This is a genomic window from Mucilaginibacter limnophilus (assembly GCF_004005815.1).
GTDB lineage: Bacteria > Bacteroidota > Bacteroidia > Sphingobacteriales > Sphingobacteriaceae > Mucilaginibacter > Mucilaginibacter limnophilus.
Genome location: NZ_SACK01000004.1, coordinates 129,760 through 148,971 on the forward strand (window position 1 = coordinate 129,760; position 19,212 = coordinate 148,971).

Consider the following 19,212-nt stretch of genomic DNA (forward strand, 5'->3'; position numbering starts at 1 on the left):
TCAGAATAAAACTTTCCCAGAAGCATTCATACAACTCATGTCTCAATTCTCATATCTTATATCTGACATCTAATATTTAAATTTGTTGTTTATACACCTATATGATCCTTAACGATAAAGACTTTAAAATAGATGTAACTTCGGAAATTGGCACCCTGCGCGCGGTATTGATCCACAGTCCCGACAGTGGCCTGGGTAAAGTAGTACCTTCAAAGGCGCAAGACTGGCTGTTTGAGGACATTGTACACCTTGATACATTACGCCGGAAAGAATACGATTACTATGTGAAGCTGCTGCTTTATTTTTTAGATCCTGACAAGATCAAAGGCAAACTTGATCAACTTGACAACGACCGCTCTTTCTTTAAGCCTGACAACAAAGATTTTTACGCGTCGACTAAAGTAGTTGAGCTGCAAACGCTGCTAAGCGATATTCTGGAAGAGAACGACATCCGCAAAAAACTGGTGGCTTCGGTTTGTGCTATTGAGGGTTGCAATTACCGACTACAGTTGCGGTTGATTGATACGCCTCCTGTTGAGCTTGCCAAGATATTTATTTCGGGCGCGCTTAACGACGAACAAATGATCTTCGCTCCCATTCCCAACCTGATCTTTTCAAGGGATATCGGTATTGCCATCAACAATTTTATGCTGCTGAACCGCCCCGCAAAAAAAGCAAGGATGCGAGAGGCATTGCTGATGCGCTACATATTTTTCAACCACCCGCTTTTTGCCGGAATACGTGATAATATTTTAGAGATACCCGAAACCGTGCAGCACTTTTTGCGGCCCGGTGAAGACCATGAGGAAAAAACCACGCTTGAAGGTGGCGATGTAATGGTTGTTAGTCCCGACCATTTGATCATTGGCTGCAGCGAACGTACCTCAACCAGCGGAGCTAATGAAGCGGTAAAGTTGCTGTTTCAACACAATGTGGTAAAAAAGATCACGGTTATCAAAATACCGCACAAGCGGGATTATATGCACATTGATACCATTTTTACGCAGGTGAAACGTAACGTATGGGTGTTGTTGCATACCCTGTCGGTAGCTGAAAGCCCTATACGCGACGACGAGCCGATTGCCTGGTTTGCGGATAAGAAATCTAAAGATAAGCCGGAGATTGTGCAGTTCCGTCAAGGCAAAAAGCCAAAAAAGTTTTCTTCGCTTGAAGAATTGCTTACTGACATCAGCCAGAAAGACCTTGGCTGCAAAGAAGATGTTAAGTTTATTTACTCAGGAAACAACACCTTTCCTTTCGACGCGCGTGAGCAGTGGACTGACTCGTGCAACCTTTTGGCGGTAAAAGAAGGCGTTGTTCTTGGCTACGACCGTAACGACAAAACCGTAGAAGCTTTCAGGCATAATGGTTTTAATGTAGTTAAGGCACACGAACTGCTTGAGAAATTTGAAGCCAACGAACTGGATCCGCAGAAAATGGAAGATACTTTGATACTAATACCTTCTTCAGAACTTTCCCGTGCCCGCGGCGGTTTTCATTGTATGAGTATGCCATTGAGAAGAGATGTGATTTAGTTTATGGCCTATAGACCATAGAAAACAACAGTTTATATAATTTATTAAACACCATGGACTATGGTCTATGGACTATCAACTAATATGCAAGCCACACCCAACATACTAATGATACGGCCGGTTAACTTCGGCTTTAACGAGCAAACGGCCGAGAGCAACGCTTTCCAAAATCGTGAAGGTGTAAAGGACGATGTTCAGCAGAAAGCCCTGCAGGAGTTTAATGGTTTTGTTGATATTCTCCGCCAAAACGGTGTAAGAGTAACTGTAGTTGATGATACGCCTTCGCCGCATACACCCGATTCTATATTCCCGAATAACTGGGTGAGTTTTCATGATAACGGAGATATCTTTTTATACCCCATGCAAGCCGAAAATCGCCGTATGGAACGCAGGGAAGATATTATCAGGAAACTGGAAGAGCAGTTCAAAGTTGGGCATATCATCGATCTGAGCCGTTTTGAGATTCAAAACAAGTTTCTGGAAGGCACCGGTAGTATGGTGCTCGACAGGGAAAACAAGATCGCTTATGCATGCCTTTCGCCACGTACAGACGAGGAAGTACTGAGGGTATTTTGCGATCACACGGGTTATAACCCTGTACTTTTTCATGCTGTTGATGAAAATGGCAAGGCCATTTACCACACCAACGTGCTGATGGCCGTTGGAAGTAAATATGCGGTGATATGCCTTGATGCTATAGCGAATGATGAAGAATTGGAACAGGTACTCGACTCATTTTCTTCAATCGGAAAAGAGGTAGTATCCATTACTTTTGAGCAGATGAACCACTTTGCCGGCAACATGCTGGAAGTGCAGAACAACAATGGTAAAAGCCTGCTGGTAATGTCAAAAAGCGCGTGGGAATCATTAACTGATGAGCAGAAAGAGGTGCTTTCGAGCTACAGCAAACCGGTTTATGCTGATATCAACACTATTGAGACTATTGGTGGAGGCAGCGCAAGATGCATGATGGCCGAAGTGCATTTGCCTTTTATCGGCGAGGTTTGATAAGGTGTTGACATCAACAGCGTAACATTCATCAAACTGTCAAAGTTTTGACTGTAATGGGCTGTTACTGTTCATTTACCGCTTTAAACTGGCACTTAAAAATATAGTTATCCCGAGTTTCGGGAACGCTCCATACCGTTTCAAGTTCATAACTGGCGTTCTTCTCGCGACGCATCAACGTGAGTATAGGTCCATCTACCGAATCTTCAAACACAATATTTTTTGATAATTCGGCAGCAGGTACTGCCTGGTGTCCGGCTTTAATAAATTTTAAATCCTTTTTAGTTTCAAGGTAAAACCTATCGGTATAGTAATCGCCATCACGATCAGTACCTTTAGTGGTTTCAACCCTTAATAGTTTAACCAAAACGGTATCCTTTTCAATGGGCGTTGAAGGCGCATAAATAAACTCATGGCTTTTTTTGCAGCCCGTAACAGCGGCTGCGCTAACAAGCATCAATAGTATTAAAATAGGGTTTTTCATAACTACGCTGCAAATATACAAATCAGAAAAAATAGCCGGAGCGGGTTAAAACACCCTTTTTCTCGGGTATTTAATCACATTAGCTTAGCAGTAGACGTATTAAGAGTGTAATAGTTACACTTTGTGGAGAAAAAATCAGATTTCGTTTCCATGCCAACCATCATCCGCCTTGTACCCAGCTCCACTAAATAAATTACAATACAGCGATAAAAATTGTAGTAACATATGCTGTTAAATACCGTTAAAAAGTTACATTTTTGCCAAAATTTTTATAAATGCAGAGTTACCAGGAATTTCTCGACCTCAGTGTTGGTTTCCCCCAGGAAGGATTCGAGATAATTGACGACGAATTATACTTTCACGACCTGAATTTGATGGAAATGATTGAAACGTACGGCACCCCCCTGCGCTTCACCTACCTGCCCATTATTTCTAAAAAAGTTCAGCAGGCCAAGCTGTTGTTTCAGCAGGCTATCATAAAAAATAACTACCGCGGCAGTTACAAATACTGTTATTGCACCAAAAGTTCGCACTTTAAGCATGTGGTTGAAGAGGCACTGAAAAACGAGATCCACCTTGAAACATCATCGGCGTTTGATATGCCCATGATTGAGGCGCTTGAGAAAAAAGGCACTGTTACCAAGGATATAACGGTTATATGCAATGGGTTTAAAACCTTCCAGTATAAGCAATATATTATTGATATGCTGCATGATGGGTTCAGGAATATAATCCCTGTGCTTGATAACAAGGAAGAGTTTAATATATATGATGATGAGGTTGAGCTTGACGAGCCTTGTAACCTGGGCATCCGTATAGCATCTGAAGAGCAGCCTAACTCCCAGTTTTATACTTCGCGCCTTGGCATACGCTCTGAAGATGTGATCGATTTTTATCACAGCAAAATTGAAAAGAACCCAAATTTTAGGGTTAAACTGCTGCATTTCTTCATCAACTCGGGTATATCTGATACGCCTTATTACTGGAATGAGCTTGAAAAGTACGTTACGCTGTACTGTAAGTTTAAGAAGGTAAACCCTGATTTGGACACGCTTGATATTGGCGGAGGTATGCCGTTTAAGGATTCGCTGGTGTTCGATTTTGATTATGAGTATATGATCAACGAGATTGTTAGCCGGATAAAAGAGATTTGCGCCCTTAACGATACTATTGAGCCGGATATCATTACCGAGTTTGGTAAATATACCGTTGCCGAAGCTTCGGGTATTTTATACAAAGTAATTGGCCGTAAACAGCAGAACGATCGTGAGAAATGGTTGATGCTCGACGGATCATTTATCACTAACCTGCCTGACGTGTGGGCATTGAATCAAAAATACATTTTGCTGCCGATAAATAACTGGGACAGCGAGTACGACCGTGTAAACCTTGGCGGCATTACCTGCGACGGGCAGGATTATTACAACCAGGAAGCGCACATGAACAGTGTGTATATGCCAAAAACCCGTAAGGTGCAGTACCTGGGCTTCTTCAACACCGGCGCTTATCAGGAAGTGTTGAGCGGTTATGGTGGCATACACCACTGCCTGCTGCCATCACCAAAGCATGTGATCATCCGTCGCAACCGCGACGAGACATTCAATTTTGAAGTGTTTGGTGAAGAGCAAAACAGCAAGCAAGTGTTGAAGATACTGGGATATACTACATAAGTAGCACTTAGATAGAATTAAGATTAGCGGGATTACAGGCCCGCTTTTTTATTTACTTTAACAGCAAACCGGCTATACATGACTGATACGGGAACTCAATTAAAGATACAAACCAAACAGCACTTTAAAATGCTTGATGGTTTGCGCGGCCTGGCAGCGATAGCTGTAGTTGTTTTTCATTTTATGGAGATAGCTGTACCTGATTACACTAAAAGCTTTATTGCCCATGCCTACCTGGCGGTTGATTTCTTTTTTTGTCTTTCAGGATTTGTTATCGCTTACGCTTATGATACCAAGCTGGCTGATATTGGCATCTGGACCTTCATCAAACTAAGACTGATACGCCTGCATCCACTGGTAATTATCGGTTCGGTGATCGGTATACTGGCCTTTGTATTCGACCCGTTCAGCAATCTGTATCAAAAATATACCGGCAACCTGCTGCTAATGTTCATCACCTCATGCCTGATGATACCTTACGCGCTTGTGCGCGAACGGTATTTTAACAACTTCCACTTAAATCCGCCCACCTGGTCGTTGTTCTGGGAGTATATTGCCAACATTGTATATGCATTGGTTTTGGTGAGGATAAATAAAAAAATGCTTTGGTTGCTGGTTATAATTGCAGCTGCATTACTTGTTTATGAAGCACACCGGTCAACCAATTTAAGTGTTGGCTGGAGCGGCGACAATATTATGGGTGGCGGTATCAGGATGTTTTACTCTTTCCTGGCCGGTATGCTTGTTTACCGTTTAAAATGGGTTATCAATTCCCGCCTTGGTTTTATTGCAATAGGCTTAATGCTGCTGGTAACATTTTTTATTCCGTTTAGAAATGAACTGAACCCCATAGTAGAGCCAATTGTTGTGATCTTCTATTTTCCTTTTTTGATAGCGCTTGGCGCGGGTGCGCAGTTGTCCGCTTCTTCAACTAAAATCTGTAAGTTTTCAGGAGACATTTCCTATCCGCTTTACATGGTTCACTACCCGTTTATATGGCTTTTTATGAGTTATGTGGAAGCAAAAAAGCCATCACTTAACGAAATGGCCGGTATTACCGCGATAGGAACATTGCTGTTGATTGTGCTGGCGTATGCAGTGATGAAATACCTGGACGAGCCCGTACGTAAGCGTTTAAATAATTTAGTAAGAAGACGAGGGTAAACTCTTTACTCCTCGCTTAACTATCAAACTTATCTAACAGTTTCAATAACGTCTCAAAGTCCTTTGGATACGGCGCGTGGATGGTTATTTCTTCGCCGTTAAGCAATTTAAAGCTAACCTCGTATGCGTGTAATGCGAAGCGCTTCATGATGGGCTGTTCTTCCTGCTCTTTACCCAGATGATATTTGCGTTTTAGCTTCGACAGGAACACCGGCTGGCCTTTGTACATCTCATCGCCTGCTATTGACGCGCGCTGCGTGGCCAGGTGGATGCGTATCTGGTGCATGCGGCCTGTTACCGGGCGACATTCAACCAATGTATAGTGCTTATAATATTTTAACGAGTTGAACCATGTTTCGGCACGCTTACCGTCCTGCCTGCTTATTGATACACTGCTTTTGCCCACGTTAAGTATGGGCAGATCAACAAACAAGTCTTCAAAAACATGTGTGCCATCTATAACCGCGTGGTATACCTTTTTTACTTGACGGCGTTCAAACTGCATAGATACCGAGCGGTAGGCTTCAGGATTTTTTGCTATGATAAGCGCTCCTGATGTCTCCTTGTCAAGACGGTGGCATACCTGCGCGTCATCAGTATAAGCCTTAGCCAATCGCAGCATGTTGATCTCGCCGCCCTCACGTTCATCAAGCGAAGCTACAAAAGGTGGTTTGTTAACCACTATAACGTCATCATTTTCAAATAAAATCAGGTCGGTAAATCGGGGTATCTTCATAACAGGGTGCAAAATTACTGTTTTTTATTTACTCTCAGCAGGTCGTATTACTGTGCAGTCCCCTTACTCCAAATTAGAGTTTTTCTTATTAATTAAATATTTGGAATATTCAATTAAAGTGCTACCTTTATACTATTATTAGTAGGAACCACTAATATAATTCAGACATTTAATCTCCTATCCCTTTTATTTGCCTGTCTTGTATCTCATTGTTACACTTACGGATCAGGCTTATGAAAAAGACAATCATTATTATCGAGAACGATCGCGCCGTGGCAGAGATCATGGATTATGTGCTTACCGAAGCGGGTTATACCGTACAGCATGTTAACCCGCGCGATCATGTTCAGGCTGTCTTTAAGTTAAAACCCGGTTTGATATTGCTGGATTGTTTTCTGAGCGGAGAATTATCAGGACATGACATTTGCCTTAGTTTGAAAAACAACATCGTTACCAGGCACATACCTGTTGTATTAGTTTCGGCAGCAACCGGCTTAGACAAAATTGCTATTGACTGCTGCGCCGATGACGTACTGCGTAAACCTTTTGATATCACGGATCTTGAGCATATAGCATACAAATGGCTTGATACCGGTCGTGCGGCATTAAGCGTTTCATAGTTTGCCGGTATATAATTTTTTTCTTTTCGTAATATTATTCCCATCCAATTCAGGGAGTATTTCGAGTATGTTAATACATTGTGTGTTAATAGTTTCATGACTTTTAAGTACTTTGCATAAATTTATTGAAATAAATTATACTCATATATGAAAAGAACATTACTTATTTTTTTTTACTGCTATTGTAATTGGAGTAAACTTACAATCATGCAAGTCATCAAAAAAAGAAGACCCTATACCTACCATACCCATAGGAGGCATATTTTCTCTAACCGAAAACTGGACTACGCTTGGTGAAAATTCAGTTTATGCTATGCAAGTGGCACAAGATGACATTAATACTTATTTGGCTTTTAAAAACGCACCTTTCCGTATTCAATCGGCAGTTGCTAATACACAATTAAACCCCAATGAGGCAAAAAAGTCTTTCGACGCTGCTGTAAAAGGCGGAATTAAGTTTCTAATTGGCCCGCAATCAAGCGCTGAACTGAGTGCTGTTATGCCGCTTGTGGGTTCAAAAGCATTATTAATTAGTCAAAGCAGTACTGCGGGCAGTCTCGCCATTGAAGGTGATGGCGTATTTCGTTTTTGCCCTCCCGACCATATTGAGGGCAATGCCATTGCAAATACAATTTACAACAATGGTATAAAAGCATTGGTTACTGTTGCCCGTAACGATGATGGTAACACAGGCCTGCAAACTGCTACCGGAACAGCATTTACAGCGCTTGGCGGTCACATAGACGCGATGACGCCTTACGGAACCTCGGTAACTAATTTCACATCAATAGTTGCAACACTTAAAAGCAAGGTTGAAGCAGCTAAAACCACTTATGGTGATGATAAGGTTGGCGTTTACCTTGCATCTTTTGATGAGGCAGTTGCTTTGTTTAAAGCCGCTGCCAACGAACCTGTTTTAAAAACTGTAAAGTGGTTTGGTGGCGACGGCATAGTACTAAGTGCGGCGCTGTTAGCTGATACCCAGGCTGCCGATTTTGCTATTGCCACCAGTTTTTATGCGCCTACTTTTGGCTTACCTCAAAGTTTGAATACTAAATGGGCACCTGTAGCAGCGCGAATAAAAAGATTAAGCAATGTTGATCCTGATGCATTTGCCCTTGCAGTATATGATATAATGTGGACAATAGCATACACACTTGAGGCTACCAACGGCGATGTAAGCAATATGGAAACGCTAAGAACAAAATTTGTTGAGCAGGCGCATGCCCATGAAGGTATCACCGGTGATATTACCCTTGACGATGCCGGCGACCGCCAAAGCGGGATATTTGATTACTGGGCTATTAAGAAAGATGGCAATACTTACAAATGGTATGTTTCCGGCACATCAAGCAGTACCAACTAATACAGTGTAAACGCTTTGCTGCTATTCAACGGCAAAGTTTGTTTCTAAAAAGTCATTAATAAGCCCTGCGGTAACTACATGTATGTTGCTGCCGGGTTTTTTAAATATAAGTTCTCCCAGGTATTCTCCGTGCTGGCCAGGTAGTATTATTAGCTTCGCGTTAGGTAATAATTTGAACATTTGTACCGCATGCTCGGGTTTAACCACATCCCGATCAGCTGAAATAACCAAAGTCGGTGCTTTAATGCCTTGTATATCATTGTCGCTCCAGTCCTCAAAAGTTTGCATACGTAGCGCATCACGATCATGCATTATTTGAAGCCTTTCGGGGCTGTTAGTTATTTCAAGGTAAGCGTCTTTTAATCCCTGCGGCATGTAGTCAATACTGGCATTGTTCATAAACTCCCAAAACTGTGCGGGTAAGCCGTCCCGTTTATAAAATGCTGACGCGATTATAAGCTTAGCTACCAGTTCCGGATGGCGAATGGCTACCTGCAAAGCGGTTTGCCCACCGTTGCTGAAACCCAGTATATCTGCTTTTTCAATTTTAAAATATCTTATGAGTTCGGCTACATCATCAGCGTCCTGCTCAAATGAAGTTGGCGTACCACGATCGGGTGTGTGCCCGTGTGCCTGTAGCTCAACAGCTATTACCTTCCTGCTTTCAGCAAGATAAGGCAATATCAATCCAAACGTAGTTTGTATGGTTGATCCGCCTCCGTGTATCAGCACAAGCGGTTTACCGCTGCCATGCACTTCGTAATACATATTAAGACCATTAACCACAGCGTACTGTCCGTTTAGGGCGGATGATAAGGTTTCCATAAGTGATTGATTTAATACTACAAATCTATCACTATTTATGATTGCTTATGCGGGTTGTAACTGACAAATACAGGTGCCTTTCCCGACTAATCTGATTTTATCCTATATTTAATTTATGAAGATGTTTCAGCAATTGCTGCGCCTGCGCGAACGTAAACGGGGTTTCCATTTAATTACCGCAGAAGTGCTGCAAGCCATACCGCAACTGGCCGAAATAAAAACCGGCATGTGCCAAGTGTTCATCAAGCATACATCGGCATCGTTAACTATTAATGAAAACGCCGACCCAACCGTACGCGTCGACTTCGAAATGTATTTCAATAAAACCGTACCCGAGAACGACCCGGATTATATGCATGATTATGAAGGATCTGACGATATGCCGGCGCACTTAAAAGCAGCAATGCTGGGCAGTTCGGTACTAATACCTGTAAGCAACGGCCGACTGGCTTTAGGCACTTGGCAGGGAATTTACCTTTGTGAGCACCGTGACCATGGTGGAAACCGGGAACTGATCGTTTCGGCATGGGGCATTTAATTACTCTTATATGAAAAAGTACATTTTACTATTGTCATGCTTCATAGGCTTAGGTATTACTGCATCGGCACAAACAAAAACCCAGGATGAAATAAATGCCGATCTTGCTGTACACCGGAAACAAATTGACTCGTTAGACAAGTTAATGATACACATTATTGCCCAGCGGCAGCAAATTGTTAGAGAAGTTGGCGTTTATAAGAAGAAATATAATGTACCACCGTTGCAGCCTGCCCGCTTTAAACAGGTGGTTGACAGAGCCATTTTGGCAGGACAACAAGAAGGCTTATCTGCTGAATTTATAACGCAGCTTATGAATGCAATACATGATGAAAGCCTGCGGATTGAGGGTGATACCACAACCAAACATTAATAAAATTCCACAAAACGAAAAAGCCGTTTGCATGAAGTCAGCAAACGGCTTTAATATTTTTACAAGATAACTTTTAGTCGGGGTATACTACTGACAAATAACGTTCTTCCACGGTACGATAAAACAGCACTAATAGTGCAATTACCGATAAAATAAAGAAAGTAACTATTTGATAATCGGCATTATAAAGCCACAATGCGCTACCTATTACCAGCATCCGTAGAAATTCAACTGCAAATACCCATTTTTTTTGTTCCATTATGGCACCGCAATTTATCAGGGTAAGTATAGTGAACGAGGTAAACAGGAATTTTTCGCTGGCCCCCATTTCAAACTCAAATAATATAAATACAAAAAGCAAAACCAGCATAACAATTACCTGCCATATCACATAATTGTTAAGGCGATGCTGCAGCGGTTCTTCCTGTTGTTTAATACCAAATATTTTTTCGGCACGCTCACGCATGTCCGGATCGATAAGCGTTGGGCTGCCAAATATCATTTTGAACTTGTCTTTAAGCGTTTTCTGCTTTTTTACCATCAGCCACAATTCGATATAAAAATGAAAGTGCTGCCATAAAAAGCTATAAGTATTAAGCTGATGAGTTAAGCCATAAACCGGCTTTTCATCTTCTTTCTGGAAGGTTCCGAATAACTTATCCCAAATAATCAGCACATCACCATAGTTCTTGTCAAGATACTTATCGTTACAGGCATGGTGCACCCTATGATGCGAAGGGGTAACCATAAAATATTCAATAATACCAAGCTTTCCTATTACCTGCGTATGTACAAAAAATGGGTACAAACCGTGTATCAGCAACATCACAAATATCATTTCGGCCGGGAAGCCCAGCAAGGGTAGAACGCTCCAAAAACCTGTACGCACTATAGCCTGAAACAAAGTTATACGTGCCGATACGGTATAATTAAAATCTTCACTTTGATGATGAACCACATGCACAGCCCAAAGTACATTCATTTCGTGCGCCAGGCGGTGGTACCAATACCAAATAAAATCTGTACCTAAAAAAAGCAGAATCCACATCGCAGCCGTTGGCTTAATTTCAAACAGACCAAAATTCGTTTGAATATAGTGATAGAAGAAGTAAAAAACACCAGCTACCAATACATCGGTAAGGCGCTCAAGTATGCCTATACTTACGTTGGCAATGGAACGGTGCAAATCAAAAAGTTCCATTTTCTTTTTGCGTGCCACGTAATATTCAAGCAGCATAAGAACTACAAAAAGCGGAACCGCAAATGCAAGGTAGTTAAATTCCATACGTTGTTTTTAAGGGGCTTAAAAAACCGTTTTTATACAGATTTATAACCAAAATTAACCAAAAATAAGCTTATTGGTTTGACAAATATAGCATTTGTTTAAACTGAACGAAGCTGAACGCACTATAGTATTGATAATGTGTGCAGAATCATTTTTGTTACAGAAGTTGATGAGTGGTTGATTGTGTTGATAAGTGAATGGTTAATTAAGTTGTAAAGAGGCCAAATTTATGAATTTCCGGAAAGCTATTTACTTACTCAAAGTCATTAACAACTGACTCGCCAATCAACTATTCACCTAATCAACTAATTTCCTACCTTTGTTATCTATGGGAAAGTTTGAAGTGCCTGATAAGGTGCTGTATGTGTGCACCGGCAGTAAATGCAGCAAACGCGGCGGGAAGGATACTTACAAGTTGGTGAAAAGCCTGACGAAACACACCAAAACTGATGTTGAACTTGAGGTGATACGCATTGAATGTACTGATCGTTGCGATTGGGCACCTGTATGTAACCTGCAGCCTGATAACATCTGGCTAAAAGAATACGGCAAAAAAGAAGTGCTGAAACTTTTGGAATCAGCACTTGATTTGTAAGATTTTTTAAGCGGTTATTACGCTTCGTTATCGTAATTAATTTTGCTAACGTGGCGGTCAATTTCCCATGCGCCGGTACCTTCAGTACCAATAACGTCAAACAGTTCGACAGCGCGGCGGGCTTTGTATTCTTCTTCACGTTGTTCTTTAAAGAACCAGTTAAGGAACTCAAGAGTTACGAAATCCTGCTCTTTGTAGCAGCGTGATGCAATAGCTTTGATTGACTCGGTTACGGCGATCTCCTGCTCTAAAGCATCTTCAAACACCTCACGGAACGAATTATATTCAATTTTGATGTTGTTCACGTCAGGCGAAATAGCGGTCCCCCCCATGTCTAACACATATTTAAAAAATTTGAGTTGATGCTCACGCTCTTCTTCGGCTTGTTTGAAAAAGTAGTCGGCTGAGTTGTCATAACCATTACGGTCGCACCATGAAGCCATGGCCAAATATATAGCTGAAGACTGTGCTTCTTTTCTGATCTGCTGATTTAAAATTGCCTCTATCTCGGTTGATAAAAGACTTTTTACTCGGATAATATCTTTCATGATCTGATAAGTTTAATCATTTATAACATTACAAAAATAGTGCTATAAATGTTTAGACCACTAAATATTAACAATATGGAAACAATCTAAGTACAGTTAAACGGCTGTACGATAAAGGCGATTGTAAATGATGTGATTAAGCTCCAACATAACAAAAGTACCTTGTAAAAGCTCTTTAAAAGCGATGATTTGCGGAAGGGTAAGTACGTAGGTGTCGTCGCATGCGCAAATAAAGATGATCTCCATATCCGGCGACTTGGCATCCATCAGGCGTTTTTCGATATCAACGCTGTTGATGGCTTTATTTAAACGAAGCAGGCAACGGTAATCAAAACGGGCAAGTTTACCGGCAAAGTCAATATACCAGCAGTTCTCGCTATCACACTGATAGATAGCGCCTTGCTTAGTGGTAAAAACTTCAATAAACTTTGGATTAACTACTGCTTCTTTAACCTGCATCTCTTGCTGACGTGTGGCAACAAAAATAGCACTATTTAGATTAAATCCAAACACTATTGAGAATTATTCTAAAGAAAGTTTTATTTGCTTGAATTATTCGCTTTACGTCATCCCGAACTTGTTTCGGGATCTCTCAGGATGGAATTTACTTAGCAAATGAGATGCTCAAACAAGTTCAGCCTGACGTGCACTTAGTTATACATATCTTACAGCCGCTTCACCTCAATGCCAAAAACGTCATTCAACGCTTTTTTAGCCGACCAATATCCGCACATGCCATGCACTCCCCCGCCCGGAGGCGTTGATGATGAGCAGATGTATAAGCCCTTATCAGATGTTTTATATGGCGACCACCGCAGTACCGGGCGTGTAAAAAGCTGAGCGATATCAATAATACCACCATTTATATCGCCGCCGATATAGTTGGGATTATGCTTCTGCATTTGCTCGGTGTTAAACGTATGGCGTGCAAGTATCCGCTCCTTAAATCCCGGCGCAAACCGTTCCACCTGGTTTTCGATAACGCCTGTCATGTTTTTTACCGAACCATTGGGCACATGGCAATATGCCCAGGCAGTGTGTTTGCCTTCAGGAGCGCGTGTGGGATCGGCAATGCTGGGTTGAGCCAGCAATACGTAAGGTTTATCGGTATGCTTGCCGTTACCTGATGCTGCTTCAGATGCAGCGATCTCATCCAGTGTACCGCCCAAATGGACAGTGGCGGCTTTGCGGCAATCTTCATTTTTAAACGGCACCGGGGCATCAAGCGCCCAGTCAATCTTAAATACCCCATCACCATACCGAAAGCGTTTAAGTTGCCATTTATATAGCGACGAAAACTTATGTCCGGCTATTTGAAGTAACTGTTTTGGGGTAACATCGAACAACACCGCATGTGCCGACGGCAGCTGTTGTAACGAAGTGACGTATGTTTTGGTTTCTATTTTTCCGCCTAATGAAGTAAAGTATGCAGCCAACGCGTTAGCCAGATTTTGGGAACCTCCTTTGGCAACAGGCCAGCCACCCAAATGCCCATTGGCCATCAATACCAACGCAATGGCCGATGTGGTAAGATTACTTAACGGCTGTATAGAGTGTGCCGCCATGCCCGCGAACAACGCCCTGGCTTTTTCTGTTTTGAACCTCTTAGCAAGCACTGTGGCAGGTGGTATAGCCGCCAGTCCGAATGCAGCAAGTGCAAACGGCTTTTTTGGAAAATGCAGCGGACCAAGCACATCAGCCGCCAGGCCCGGCCAGTTTTGTACAAGCGGTTTCATCAGGCTGAGATAAGCCTGTTCATCGTGGCCAAGTAAGCGCGCTGTTTCTTCAACTGAACGCTTTAATACACCTGCCGAACCATCGTCAAGCGGATGTGCAGCTTCTATATCCGAAAAAAGATATTCCAATCCGTACTGTTTAAGCGGTAATGTTCTAAAGAATGGCGAACCAACCCCTAACGGGTGTACCGCCGAACAGATATCATGCTTAAAACCCGGTAATGTAAGTTCAGACGTACGCGAACCGCCGCCAATGGTGTCTTTGCCTTCTACTATCAGCACTTGCAGGCCATGCTGCTGCATTAGTATACCTGCTGCAAGTCCGTTTGGCCCTGCACCTATTATTACGGCATCGTAATCACGTTTGTCAAGCTTCATTAATAGCAAAGCTATAAAAGTAGATTTTGGTTTTTGAAGGAATGTGATTATCCAATGTGTTTCCTGATCTTTATCACCACATATTTTGACGTAGGCGTATTGCTTCTTTCAGCAACACTGTTTATCGGCACCAGCACATTGGCTTCAGGGTAATAAGCTGCAGTATTTTTTTCCGGGATGTTATATGGAACTACCAGAAACAATCGCGCAACCCGCTCAACACCTCCATGATAATTAAACAGATCAACCTTATCACCGGCTTCTAAACCGGCTTGCGCCATGTCGTTCACGTTCATAAAAATCACACGGCGCTCGTTATGTATGCCACGATAGCGATCTTCCATACCATAAATAGTGGTATTAAACTGGTCGTGACTGCGGATTGACATCAACACATACTCATCGGCAGCCAGTTTATTTTCAGGAAGTTTAGTTACGCTGAACGGCGCTTTGTTACGTGTTTTTTCGTTTTCAAAGCGTCCTTCGCGCGGGGCGTTGGGCAAATAGAAACCGGCGGGTTTACGCACACGTACATTGTAGTCCTCAAAACCTGGAATTACTTTTTCGATGACATTGCGCACTTCGTCATAACTATTGGCGTATTTATCCCAGTTGACAACGGTACGGTTACCTAAAGTAGCCTTTGCCAGTTCACAAACTATTTGAGTTTCGTTAAGTAATTCTTTTGATATCGGCTCCAACACGCCTTTTGATATTTGTACCACCCCCATTGAGTTTTCGCAGCTTATAAACTGCTCCTCGCCGTTAACCACATCTTTGTCGCTTCGCGACAGCGTAGGCAAAATAATTGACTCCTCACCCACTACCAAATGCGCCCTGTTAAGCTTGGTTGATACGTTTACGGTAAGTTTTGTTTTGCGTAAGGCATCAGCCGTGTAAGCAGTATCCGGCGTAGCCGACAGGAAGTTGCCACCCATTGAAAACATCACTTTCACCTTACCTTCGTGCATGGCGGTAATGGTTTCTACAGTATCATAACCATGTTCGTGGGGTGGGTTAAAACCAAACACTTCCTGCAATTTATCAAGCTGTTTGGGGAAAGGTTTGTCGTAGATCAACATGGTGCGGTTACCCTGCACATTGCTATGCCCCCTAACCGGGCACAAGCCTGCGCCGGGTATGCCGATAGCCCCTTTTAGCAAAGCTAGATTTACTATTTCTTTTATAGTATCCACCCCATTAACATGCTGCGTAATGCCCATGGCCCAGCAAATGATGATCTTACGGGTATGCTTCAGCATGTTTGCCGCCTGCTCTATCTGGCCCATGGGTATGCCTGCTTCCAGTGCAAGATCATTCACATCATATTGCCGGATATCGTTAATAAATTGATTGTAGCCGGTTGTTTTATCAGCAATAAAAGCATGATCGAACACCTTGCCCGGTTCTTGTTGTTCGGCATTATACAAAAGCAATTCAAGAGCTTTTAACAAGGCGATATCACCGTTTATTTTTACCTGCAGGTACAGGTCGGCCAGTTGGGTTGTTATGCCCAGAACGCCTTTTACATTCTGCGGATTTTTGAAACCCATCAGTCCGGCCTCGTGCAAGGGGTTTATGGCAATAATCTTGCTGCCTTTATGCTTTGCTTTTTCAAGGGCGGTTAGCATACGGGGGTGATTGGTGCCCGGGTTTTGCCCCATGATAATGATCACATCCGTATCGTAAAAATCATTCAGGGTTACAGTACCTTTACCAATACCGATAGTATCGCCAAGGGCTACGCCCGAAGACTCGTGGCACATGTTCGAGCAATCGGGCATGTTATTCGTGCCATACTCGCGCACAAACAACTGGTACATAAACGAGGCTTCGTTGCTGGTACGACCCGAAGTGTAAAATGCCGCTTCATCCGGCGAAGCTAAAGCATTTAAATGACCGGCGATTTTTTTAAACGCATCGCCCCAGGTAATAGGCCGATAATGCGTACCGCCTTTTGGCAGATAAACCGGCTGTGCAATGCGTCCTTTTTTGCCTATTTCGTAATCGTTCAGCTTAGCAAGATCAGCTACCGAATTTGCCGCAAAGAACTCGGCAGTAAGCTTCTTTGTGGTTGCTTCCTCAGCCAGCGCCTTGGCGCCGTTCTCGCAGTATTCGGCTATAGGTGAGCGGTCGTCATCCGGGTCGGGCCAGGCACAGCTTGAACAGTCAAAACCGCCCTTTTGGTTCATTTTGAACAAGGCTTTCAGTCCGCGTATGGGTCCGGTCTCATGCAGCACATCGTCCATAGCGGCGGTGACCGCGCGCATGCCTGCCGCCCATGTTTTAGGTTCTGTAACACGCAGATCATGCAGTTCTTCAGGATTTTCTTCGGCCGGGTGTTTTACCTGTTCGCGCATATTATTTCTTAGCTAAAGGGTTGGGGAAATTATCGCTTTGATCTTCAGCCACGTCATCAAGGCACATAAAATCTTTCTCGATAAGCAGTTGCAGATCGCCGCAGGTATTGTTAAAACCCACTTTTTCTGTATCCACCCACTCGTTTTTCATATCGACAGGCATATACATCGTGATCACGTTATCTTTATAAGTGGCTGATAAAGCATCGTCATTGTTTTGCTGCAGAATATATTTAAGCGGCTGCCCCGCAAAATTGATGGTTTCTTCCACCCTGCCTTCGGCAGCAAAGCGCTCAACATCGGTTTTAGAAAGCCTGTAGCGTATAGCGTTCCCTTTAATGCGCAGTTTCATAATCAGTAATTAGTACGCGGTGTGCCGCGCTATATATATTAAAACGCTTATCGCGTAAAAAACCTATCAGGGTGATGTTAAACTCTTGGGCAAGTTGTACTGCCAGACTTGAAGGCGCCCCAACAGCCGCAATGATATTAATACCTGCCATAACAGCCTTTTGCACCAGTTCAAAACTGGCGCGGCCGCTGAGTAACAATATTTTATTAGTTAAGGGCAGCCAGCCATTTTGCAACGAGGCGCCAATCAGTTTATCAAGCGCGTTATGTCGCCCAACATCCTCGCGAAGCAATAGCAGTTTACCTTCGGCATCAAATAAAGCCGAGGCATGCAATCCGCCGGTATCAGCAAAAACCGCCTGGTGCTGCCTTAAGATATCGGGTAGGCCGTATAGTGAGTTTGAATGGATAGCGTTGTTATCATCTGTTTGATGATCCTGTGTTACGGTATATATAGCGTTGATCGACCCTTTTCCACAAACGCCGCAACTTGATGTGGTGTAAAAGTTGCGTTCGGTATTTTGAAGATGCGGCGTCACATCTTCTCTAAGGCTTACCTGTATCACATTCTCCTTATTTTCGGTACAGGCAATAAAGCAGTGATTAGCCGACAAAATATCTTCCTTATCTTTAATAATCCCTTCGGTGAACAAAAAACCTATTGCAAGTTCGGTGTCATTACCGGGGGTGCGCATGGTAACGGAGATGTTTTGTACTATGCGGCTCTCAGCCGGGCCGTGTTCAAGGCGTATCTCAAGGGGTTCCTCAATGGCCAGCGCGTCAAAAGTGCCGTCAGCACTATCATTGTGCACTTTGGTAACGGGCATACTGGCAACTGACTTCGACATAGTGTTAACTACAATTGGTTATTGCGATTGTTTATTTGAAAAAAGCGCCGCAGGTTGTACAAATGTGCCATTGGTTATTGCATATTTGCATATGCCCAAATGTAAAAAATTATATGTATGAACATAAATATTTTGGCCTTTGGTATTGCTAAGGATATTTTTGGGAGCCCTGTAATTGAACTTGAGCTAACCAATAATGCAACGGTATCAAACATCAAATACTTGCTTGAGCAGCGTTACCCACGGCTAAAACAGCTATCATCATACATGATAGCTGTAAACAATGAGTATGCCTTGCCTGAAGATACAATTCACCATCATGATGAAGTGGCTGTAATCCCACCTGTAAGCGGCGGATAAATAATGAATACAGAGATAAAAATCTTAGATACCCCGCTTGATGTTGCCGGATGCATTGATTGGGTAATGTCGCCTGATGCTGGGGGAATTGATGTGTTTGTTGGCACCGTACGCAATGCAACAAAAGGCAAACCGGTTGTACGGCTTGAATTTGAAGCTTATGAACCTATGGCCATAAAGGAACTCGAAAAGATAACACAGCAGTCCTTTGCCAAATGGCCATTGATAAGAGTATTGGTACATCACCGGATAGGCATTTTGTCCGTTGGCGAAGTACCTGTTGTAATTGCTGTATCTGCCGCGCATCGTGATGCCGCTTTTGACGCCTGCCGGTATATCATCGACACGCTAAAGCAAACAGTACCCATATGGAAGAAAGAGATTTTTGAAGATGGCGAGGTTTGGGTAGCGGCACATCCGTAGATGGATTTA

Annotated in this window: 21 protein-coding genes; 11 read left to right on the forward strand and 10 right to left on the reverse strand. The window is 42.9% G+C overall.

From position 1 onward, the window contains the following. Nucleotides 1-101 precede the first annotated feature (101 nt). A complete protein-coding gene (locus EOD41_RS11540) occupies nt 102-1,535 on the forward strand; it encodes an arginine deiminase family protein (protein WP_127704970.1) in 1,434 nt (477 codons plus the stop codon). A gap of 84 nt (nt 1,536-1,619) precedes the next feature. Beyond that, nucleotides 1,620-2,543, forward strand: a complete 924-nt coding sequence (gene ctlX / locus EOD41_RS11545) for a citrulline utilization hydrolase CtlX (protein WP_127704972.1) — start codon at nt 1,620-1,622, stop codon at nt 2,541-2,543. 64 nt (nt 2,544-2,607) lie between these two features. On the opposite strand, the gene EOD41_RS11550 is transcribed toward ctlX, so the two are convergent. Then, on the reverse strand, nt 2,608-3,027 hold the full coding sequence (locus EOD41_RS11550; protein ID WP_127704974.1) for a hypothetical protein: 420 nt from the start codon (nt 3,025-3,027) through the stop codon (nt 2,608-2,610). A gap of 275 nt (nt 3,028-3,302) precedes the next feature. On the opposite strand from EOD41_RS11550, the gene EOD41_RS11555 reads away from it, so the two are divergent. Both EOD41_RS11555 and EOD41_RS11560 read left to right on the forward strand, forming a co-directional pair. Next, entirely contained in the window at nt 3,303-4,697 is a 1,395-nt protein-coding gene (locus EOD41_RS11555; protein WP_127704976.1) for an arginine decarboxylase, read from the forward strand. Nucleotides 4,698-4,775: 78 nt separating this feature from the next. Beyond that, nucleotides 4,776-5,861 carry an acyltransferase family protein gene (locus EOD41_RS11560; protein WP_127704978.1) on the forward strand — a complete coding sequence of 362 codons (1,086 nt, stop codon included), beginning with the start codon at nt 4,776-4,778 and terminating at the stop codon, nt 5,859-5,861. Nucleotides 5,862-5,877: 16 nt separating this feature from the next. Here EOD41_RS11560 and EOD41_RS11565 read toward each other — a convergent pair whose 3' ends face one another. After that, entirely contained in the window at nt 5,878-6,597 is a 720-nt protein-coding gene (locus EOD41_RS11565; RefSeq protein WP_127704980.1) for an RluA family pseudouridine synthase, read from the reverse strand. Nucleotides 6,598-6,830: 233 nt separating this feature from the next. Here EOD41_RS11565 and EOD41_RS11570 point away from each other — a divergent pair, with 233 nt between their 5' ends. Both EOD41_RS11570 and EOD41_RS11575 read left to right on the forward strand, forming a co-directional pair. After that, on the forward strand, nt 6,831-7,217 hold the full coding sequence (locus EOD41_RS11570; protein ID WP_127704982.1) for a response regulator: 387 nt from the start codon (nt 6,831-6,833) through the stop codon (nt 7,215-7,217). Between the two features lie 250 nt (nt 7,218-7,467). Beyond that, on the forward strand, nt 7,468-8,583 hold the full coding sequence (locus EOD41_RS11575; protein ID WP_262707668.1) for an ABC transporter substrate-binding protein: 1,116 nt from the start codon (nt 7,468-7,470) through the stop codon (nt 8,581-8,583). A gap of 21 nt (nt 8,584-8,604) precedes the next feature. Here the strand turns inward: EOD41_RS11575 and EOD41_RS11580 are convergent, their stop codons facing one another. Further along, a complete protein-coding gene (locus EOD41_RS11580) occupies nt 8,605-9,408 on the reverse strand; it encodes an alpha/beta fold hydrolase (RefSeq protein ID WP_127704986.1) in 804 nt (267 codons plus the stop codon). Nucleotides 9,409-9,523: 115 nt separating this feature from the next. Here EOD41_RS11580 and EOD41_RS11585 point away from each other — a divergent pair, with 115 nt between their 5' ends. Both EOD41_RS11585 and EOD41_RS11590 read left to right on the forward strand, forming a co-directional pair. Then, complete coding sequence (locus EOD41_RS11585) at nt 9,524-9,946, forward strand: secondary thiamine-phosphate synthase enzyme YjbQ (RefSeq protein WP_127704988.1); 423 nt, start codon at nt 9,524-9,526, stop codon at nt 9,944-9,946. A 10-nt stretch (nt 9,947-9,956) separates the two neighbouring features. Then, complete coding sequence (locus EOD41_RS11590; protein ID WP_127704990.1) at nt 9,957-10,319, forward strand: chorismate mutase; 363 nt, start codon at nt 9,957-9,959, stop codon at nt 10,317-10,319. Between the two features lie 73 nt (nt 10,320-10,392). Here the strand turns inward: EOD41_RS11590 and EOD41_RS11595 are convergent, their stop codons facing one another. Continuing rightward, nucleotides 10,393-11,604, reverse strand: a complete 1,212-nt coding sequence (locus EOD41_RS11595) for a sterol desaturase family protein (RefSeq protein ID WP_127704992.1) — start codon at nt 11,602-11,604, stop codon at nt 10,393-10,395. 328 nt (nt 11,605-11,932) lie between these two features. On the opposite strand from EOD41_RS11595, the gene EOD41_RS11600 reads away from it, so the two are divergent. Continuing rightward, on the forward strand, nt 11,933-12,199 hold the full coding sequence (locus tag EOD41_RS11600) for a (2Fe-2S) ferredoxin domain-containing protein (protein WP_127704994.1): 267 nt from the start codon (nt 11,933-11,935) through the stop codon (nt 12,197-12,199). Nucleotides 12,200-12,216: 17 nt separating this feature from the next. Here the strand turns inward: EOD41_RS11600 and EOD41_RS11605 are convergent, their stop codons facing one another. The 6 genes from EOD41_RS11605 to fdhD all read right to left on the reverse strand — a co-directional run bounded on the left by EOD41_RS11605 (nt 12,217) and on the right by fdhD (nt 18,420). Further along, nucleotides 12,217-12,747 (reverse strand): ferritin, encoded by a 531-nt coding sequence (locus tag EOD41_RS11605; protein ID WP_127704995.1) that lies wholly within the window; start codon nt 12,745-12,747, stop codon nt 12,217-12,219. A 96-nt stretch (nt 12,748-12,843) separates the two neighbouring features. Then, the gene (locus tag EOD41_RS11610) at nt 12,844-13,260 is read right to left on the reverse strand and encodes a hypothetical protein (RefSeq protein WP_240663362.1); all 417 of its coding nucleotides are present in this window, start codon (nt 13,258-13,260) and stop codon (nt 12,844-12,846) included. Between the two features lie 152 nt (nt 13,261-13,412). Then, on the reverse strand, nt 13,413-14,861 hold the full coding sequence (locus tag EOD41_RS11615; RefSeq protein ID WP_127704997.1) for a phytoene desaturase family protein: 1,449 nt from the start codon (nt 14,859-14,861) through the stop codon (nt 13,413-13,415). A 47-nt stretch (nt 14,862-14,908) separates the two neighbouring features. Beyond that, nucleotides 14,909-17,221 (reverse strand): FdhF/YdeP family oxidoreductase, encoded by a 2,313-nt coding sequence (locus EOD41_RS11620; protein WP_127704999.1) that lies wholly within the window; start codon nt 17,219-17,221, stop codon nt 14,909-14,911. Nucleotide 17,222: 1 nt separating this feature from the next. After that, nucleotides 17,223-17,573 carry a DUF7009 family protein gene (locus tag EOD41_RS11625; protein ID WP_127705001.1) on the reverse strand — a complete coding sequence of 117 codons (351 nt, stop codon included), beginning with the start codon at nt 17,571-17,573 and terminating at the stop codon, nt 17,223-17,225. Further along, complete coding sequence (fdhD, locus tag EOD41_RS11630) at nt 17,557-18,420, reverse strand: formate dehydrogenase accessory sulfurtransferase FdhD (RefSeq protein WP_127705002.1); 864 nt, start codon at nt 18,418-18,420, stop codon at nt 17,557-17,559. The genes EOD41_RS11625 and fdhD overlap by 17 nt, the downstream gene beginning before the upstream one ends. A 117-nt stretch (nt 18,421-18,537) precedes the next feature. Between fdhD and EOD41_RS11635 the strand changes: the two genes are divergently transcribed. Together EOD41_RS11635 and EOD41_RS11640 are read left to right on the forward strand one after the other, a co-directional pair. After that, nucleotides 18,538-18,780, forward strand: coding sequence for a MoaD/ThiS family protein (locus EOD41_RS11635; RefSeq protein WP_127705004.1), 243 nt, complete (start codon nt 18,538-18,540; stop codon nt 18,778-18,780). A gap of 3 nt (nt 18,781-18,783) precedes the next feature. Further along, nucleotides 18,784-19,203: a molybdenum cofactor biosynthesis protein MoaE gene (locus EOD41_RS11640; protein ID WP_127705006.1), complete on the forward strand. Its 420-nt coding sequence runs from the start codon at nt 18,784-18,786 to the stop codon at nt 19,201-19,203. The last annotated feature ends 9 nt before the right edge of the window (nt 19,204-19,212 follow it).

Coding starts and splice junctions, on each gene's coding strand:
- EOD41_RS11550 (WP_127704974.1), bottom strand. CDS start 3,027: ATGAAAAACCCTATTTTAATACTATTGATGCTTGTTAGCGCAGCCGCT.
- fdhD (WP_127705002.1), bottom strand. CDS start 18,420: ATGTCGAAGTCAGTTGCCAGTATGCCCGTTACCAAAGTGCACAATGAT.
- EOD41_RS11600 (WP_127704994.1), top strand. CDS start 11,933: ATGGGAAAGTTTGAAGTGCCTGATAAGGTGCTGTATGTGTGCACCGGC.
- EOD41_RS11580 (WP_127704986.1), bottom strand. CDS start 9,408: ATGGAAACCTTATCATCCGCCCTAAACGGACAGTACGCTGTGGTTAAT.
- EOD41_RS11640 (WP_127705006.1), top strand. CDS start 18,784: ATGAATACAGAGATAAAAATCTTAGATACCCCGCTTGATGTTGCCGGA.
- EOD41_RS11595 (WP_127704992.1), bottom strand. CDS start 11,604: ATGGAATTTAACTACCTTGCATTTGCGGTTCCGCTTTTTGTAGTTCTT.
- EOD41_RS11585 (WP_127704988.1), top strand. CDS start 9,524: ATGAAGATGTTTCAGCAATTGCTGCGCCTGCGCGAACGTAAACGGGGT.
- EOD41_RS11590 (WP_127704990.1), top strand. CDS start 9,957: ATGAAAAAGTACATTTTACTATTGTCATGCTTCATAGGCTTAGGTATT.
- EOD41_RS11570 (WP_127704982.1), top strand. CDS start 6,831: ATGAAAAAGACAATCATTATTATCGAGAACGATCGCGCCGTGGCAGAG.
- EOD41_RS11540 (WP_127704970.1), top strand. CDS start 102: ATGATCCTTAACGATAAAGACTTTAAAATAGATGTAACTTCGGAAATT.
- EOD41_RS11605 (WP_127704995.1), bottom strand. CDS start 12,747: ATGAAAGATATTATCCGAGTAAAAAGTCTTTTATCAACCGAGATAGAG.
- EOD41_RS11635 (WP_127705004.1), top strand. CDS start 18,538: ATGAACATAAATATTTTGGCCTTTGGTATTGCTAAGGATATTTTTGGG.
- EOD41_RS11625 (WP_127705001.1), bottom strand. CDS start 17,573: ATGAAACTGCGCATTAAAGGGAACGCTATACGCTACAGGCTTTCTAAA.
- EOD41_RS11560 (WP_127704978.1), top strand. CDS start 4,776: ATGACTGATACGGGAACTCAATTAAAGATACAAACCAAACAGCACTTT.
- EOD41_RS11620 (WP_127704999.1), bottom strand. CDS start 17,221: ATGCGCGAACAGGTAAAACACCCGGCCGAAGAAAATCCTGAAGAACTG.
- EOD41_RS11565 (WP_127704980.1), bottom strand. CDS start 6,597: ATGAAGATACCCCGATTTACCGACCTGATTTTATTTGAAAATGATGAC.
- EOD41_RS11555 (WP_127704976.1), top strand. CDS start 3,303: ATGCAGAGTTACCAGGAATTTCTCGACCTCAGTGTTGGTTTCCCCCAG.
- EOD41_RS11615 (WP_127704997.1), bottom strand. CDS start 14,861: ATGAAGCTTGACAAACGTGATTACGATGCCGTAATAATAGGTGCAGGG.
- ctlX (WP_127704972.1), top strand. CDS start 1,620: ATGCAAGCCACACCCAACATACTAATGATACGGCCGGTTAACTTCGGC.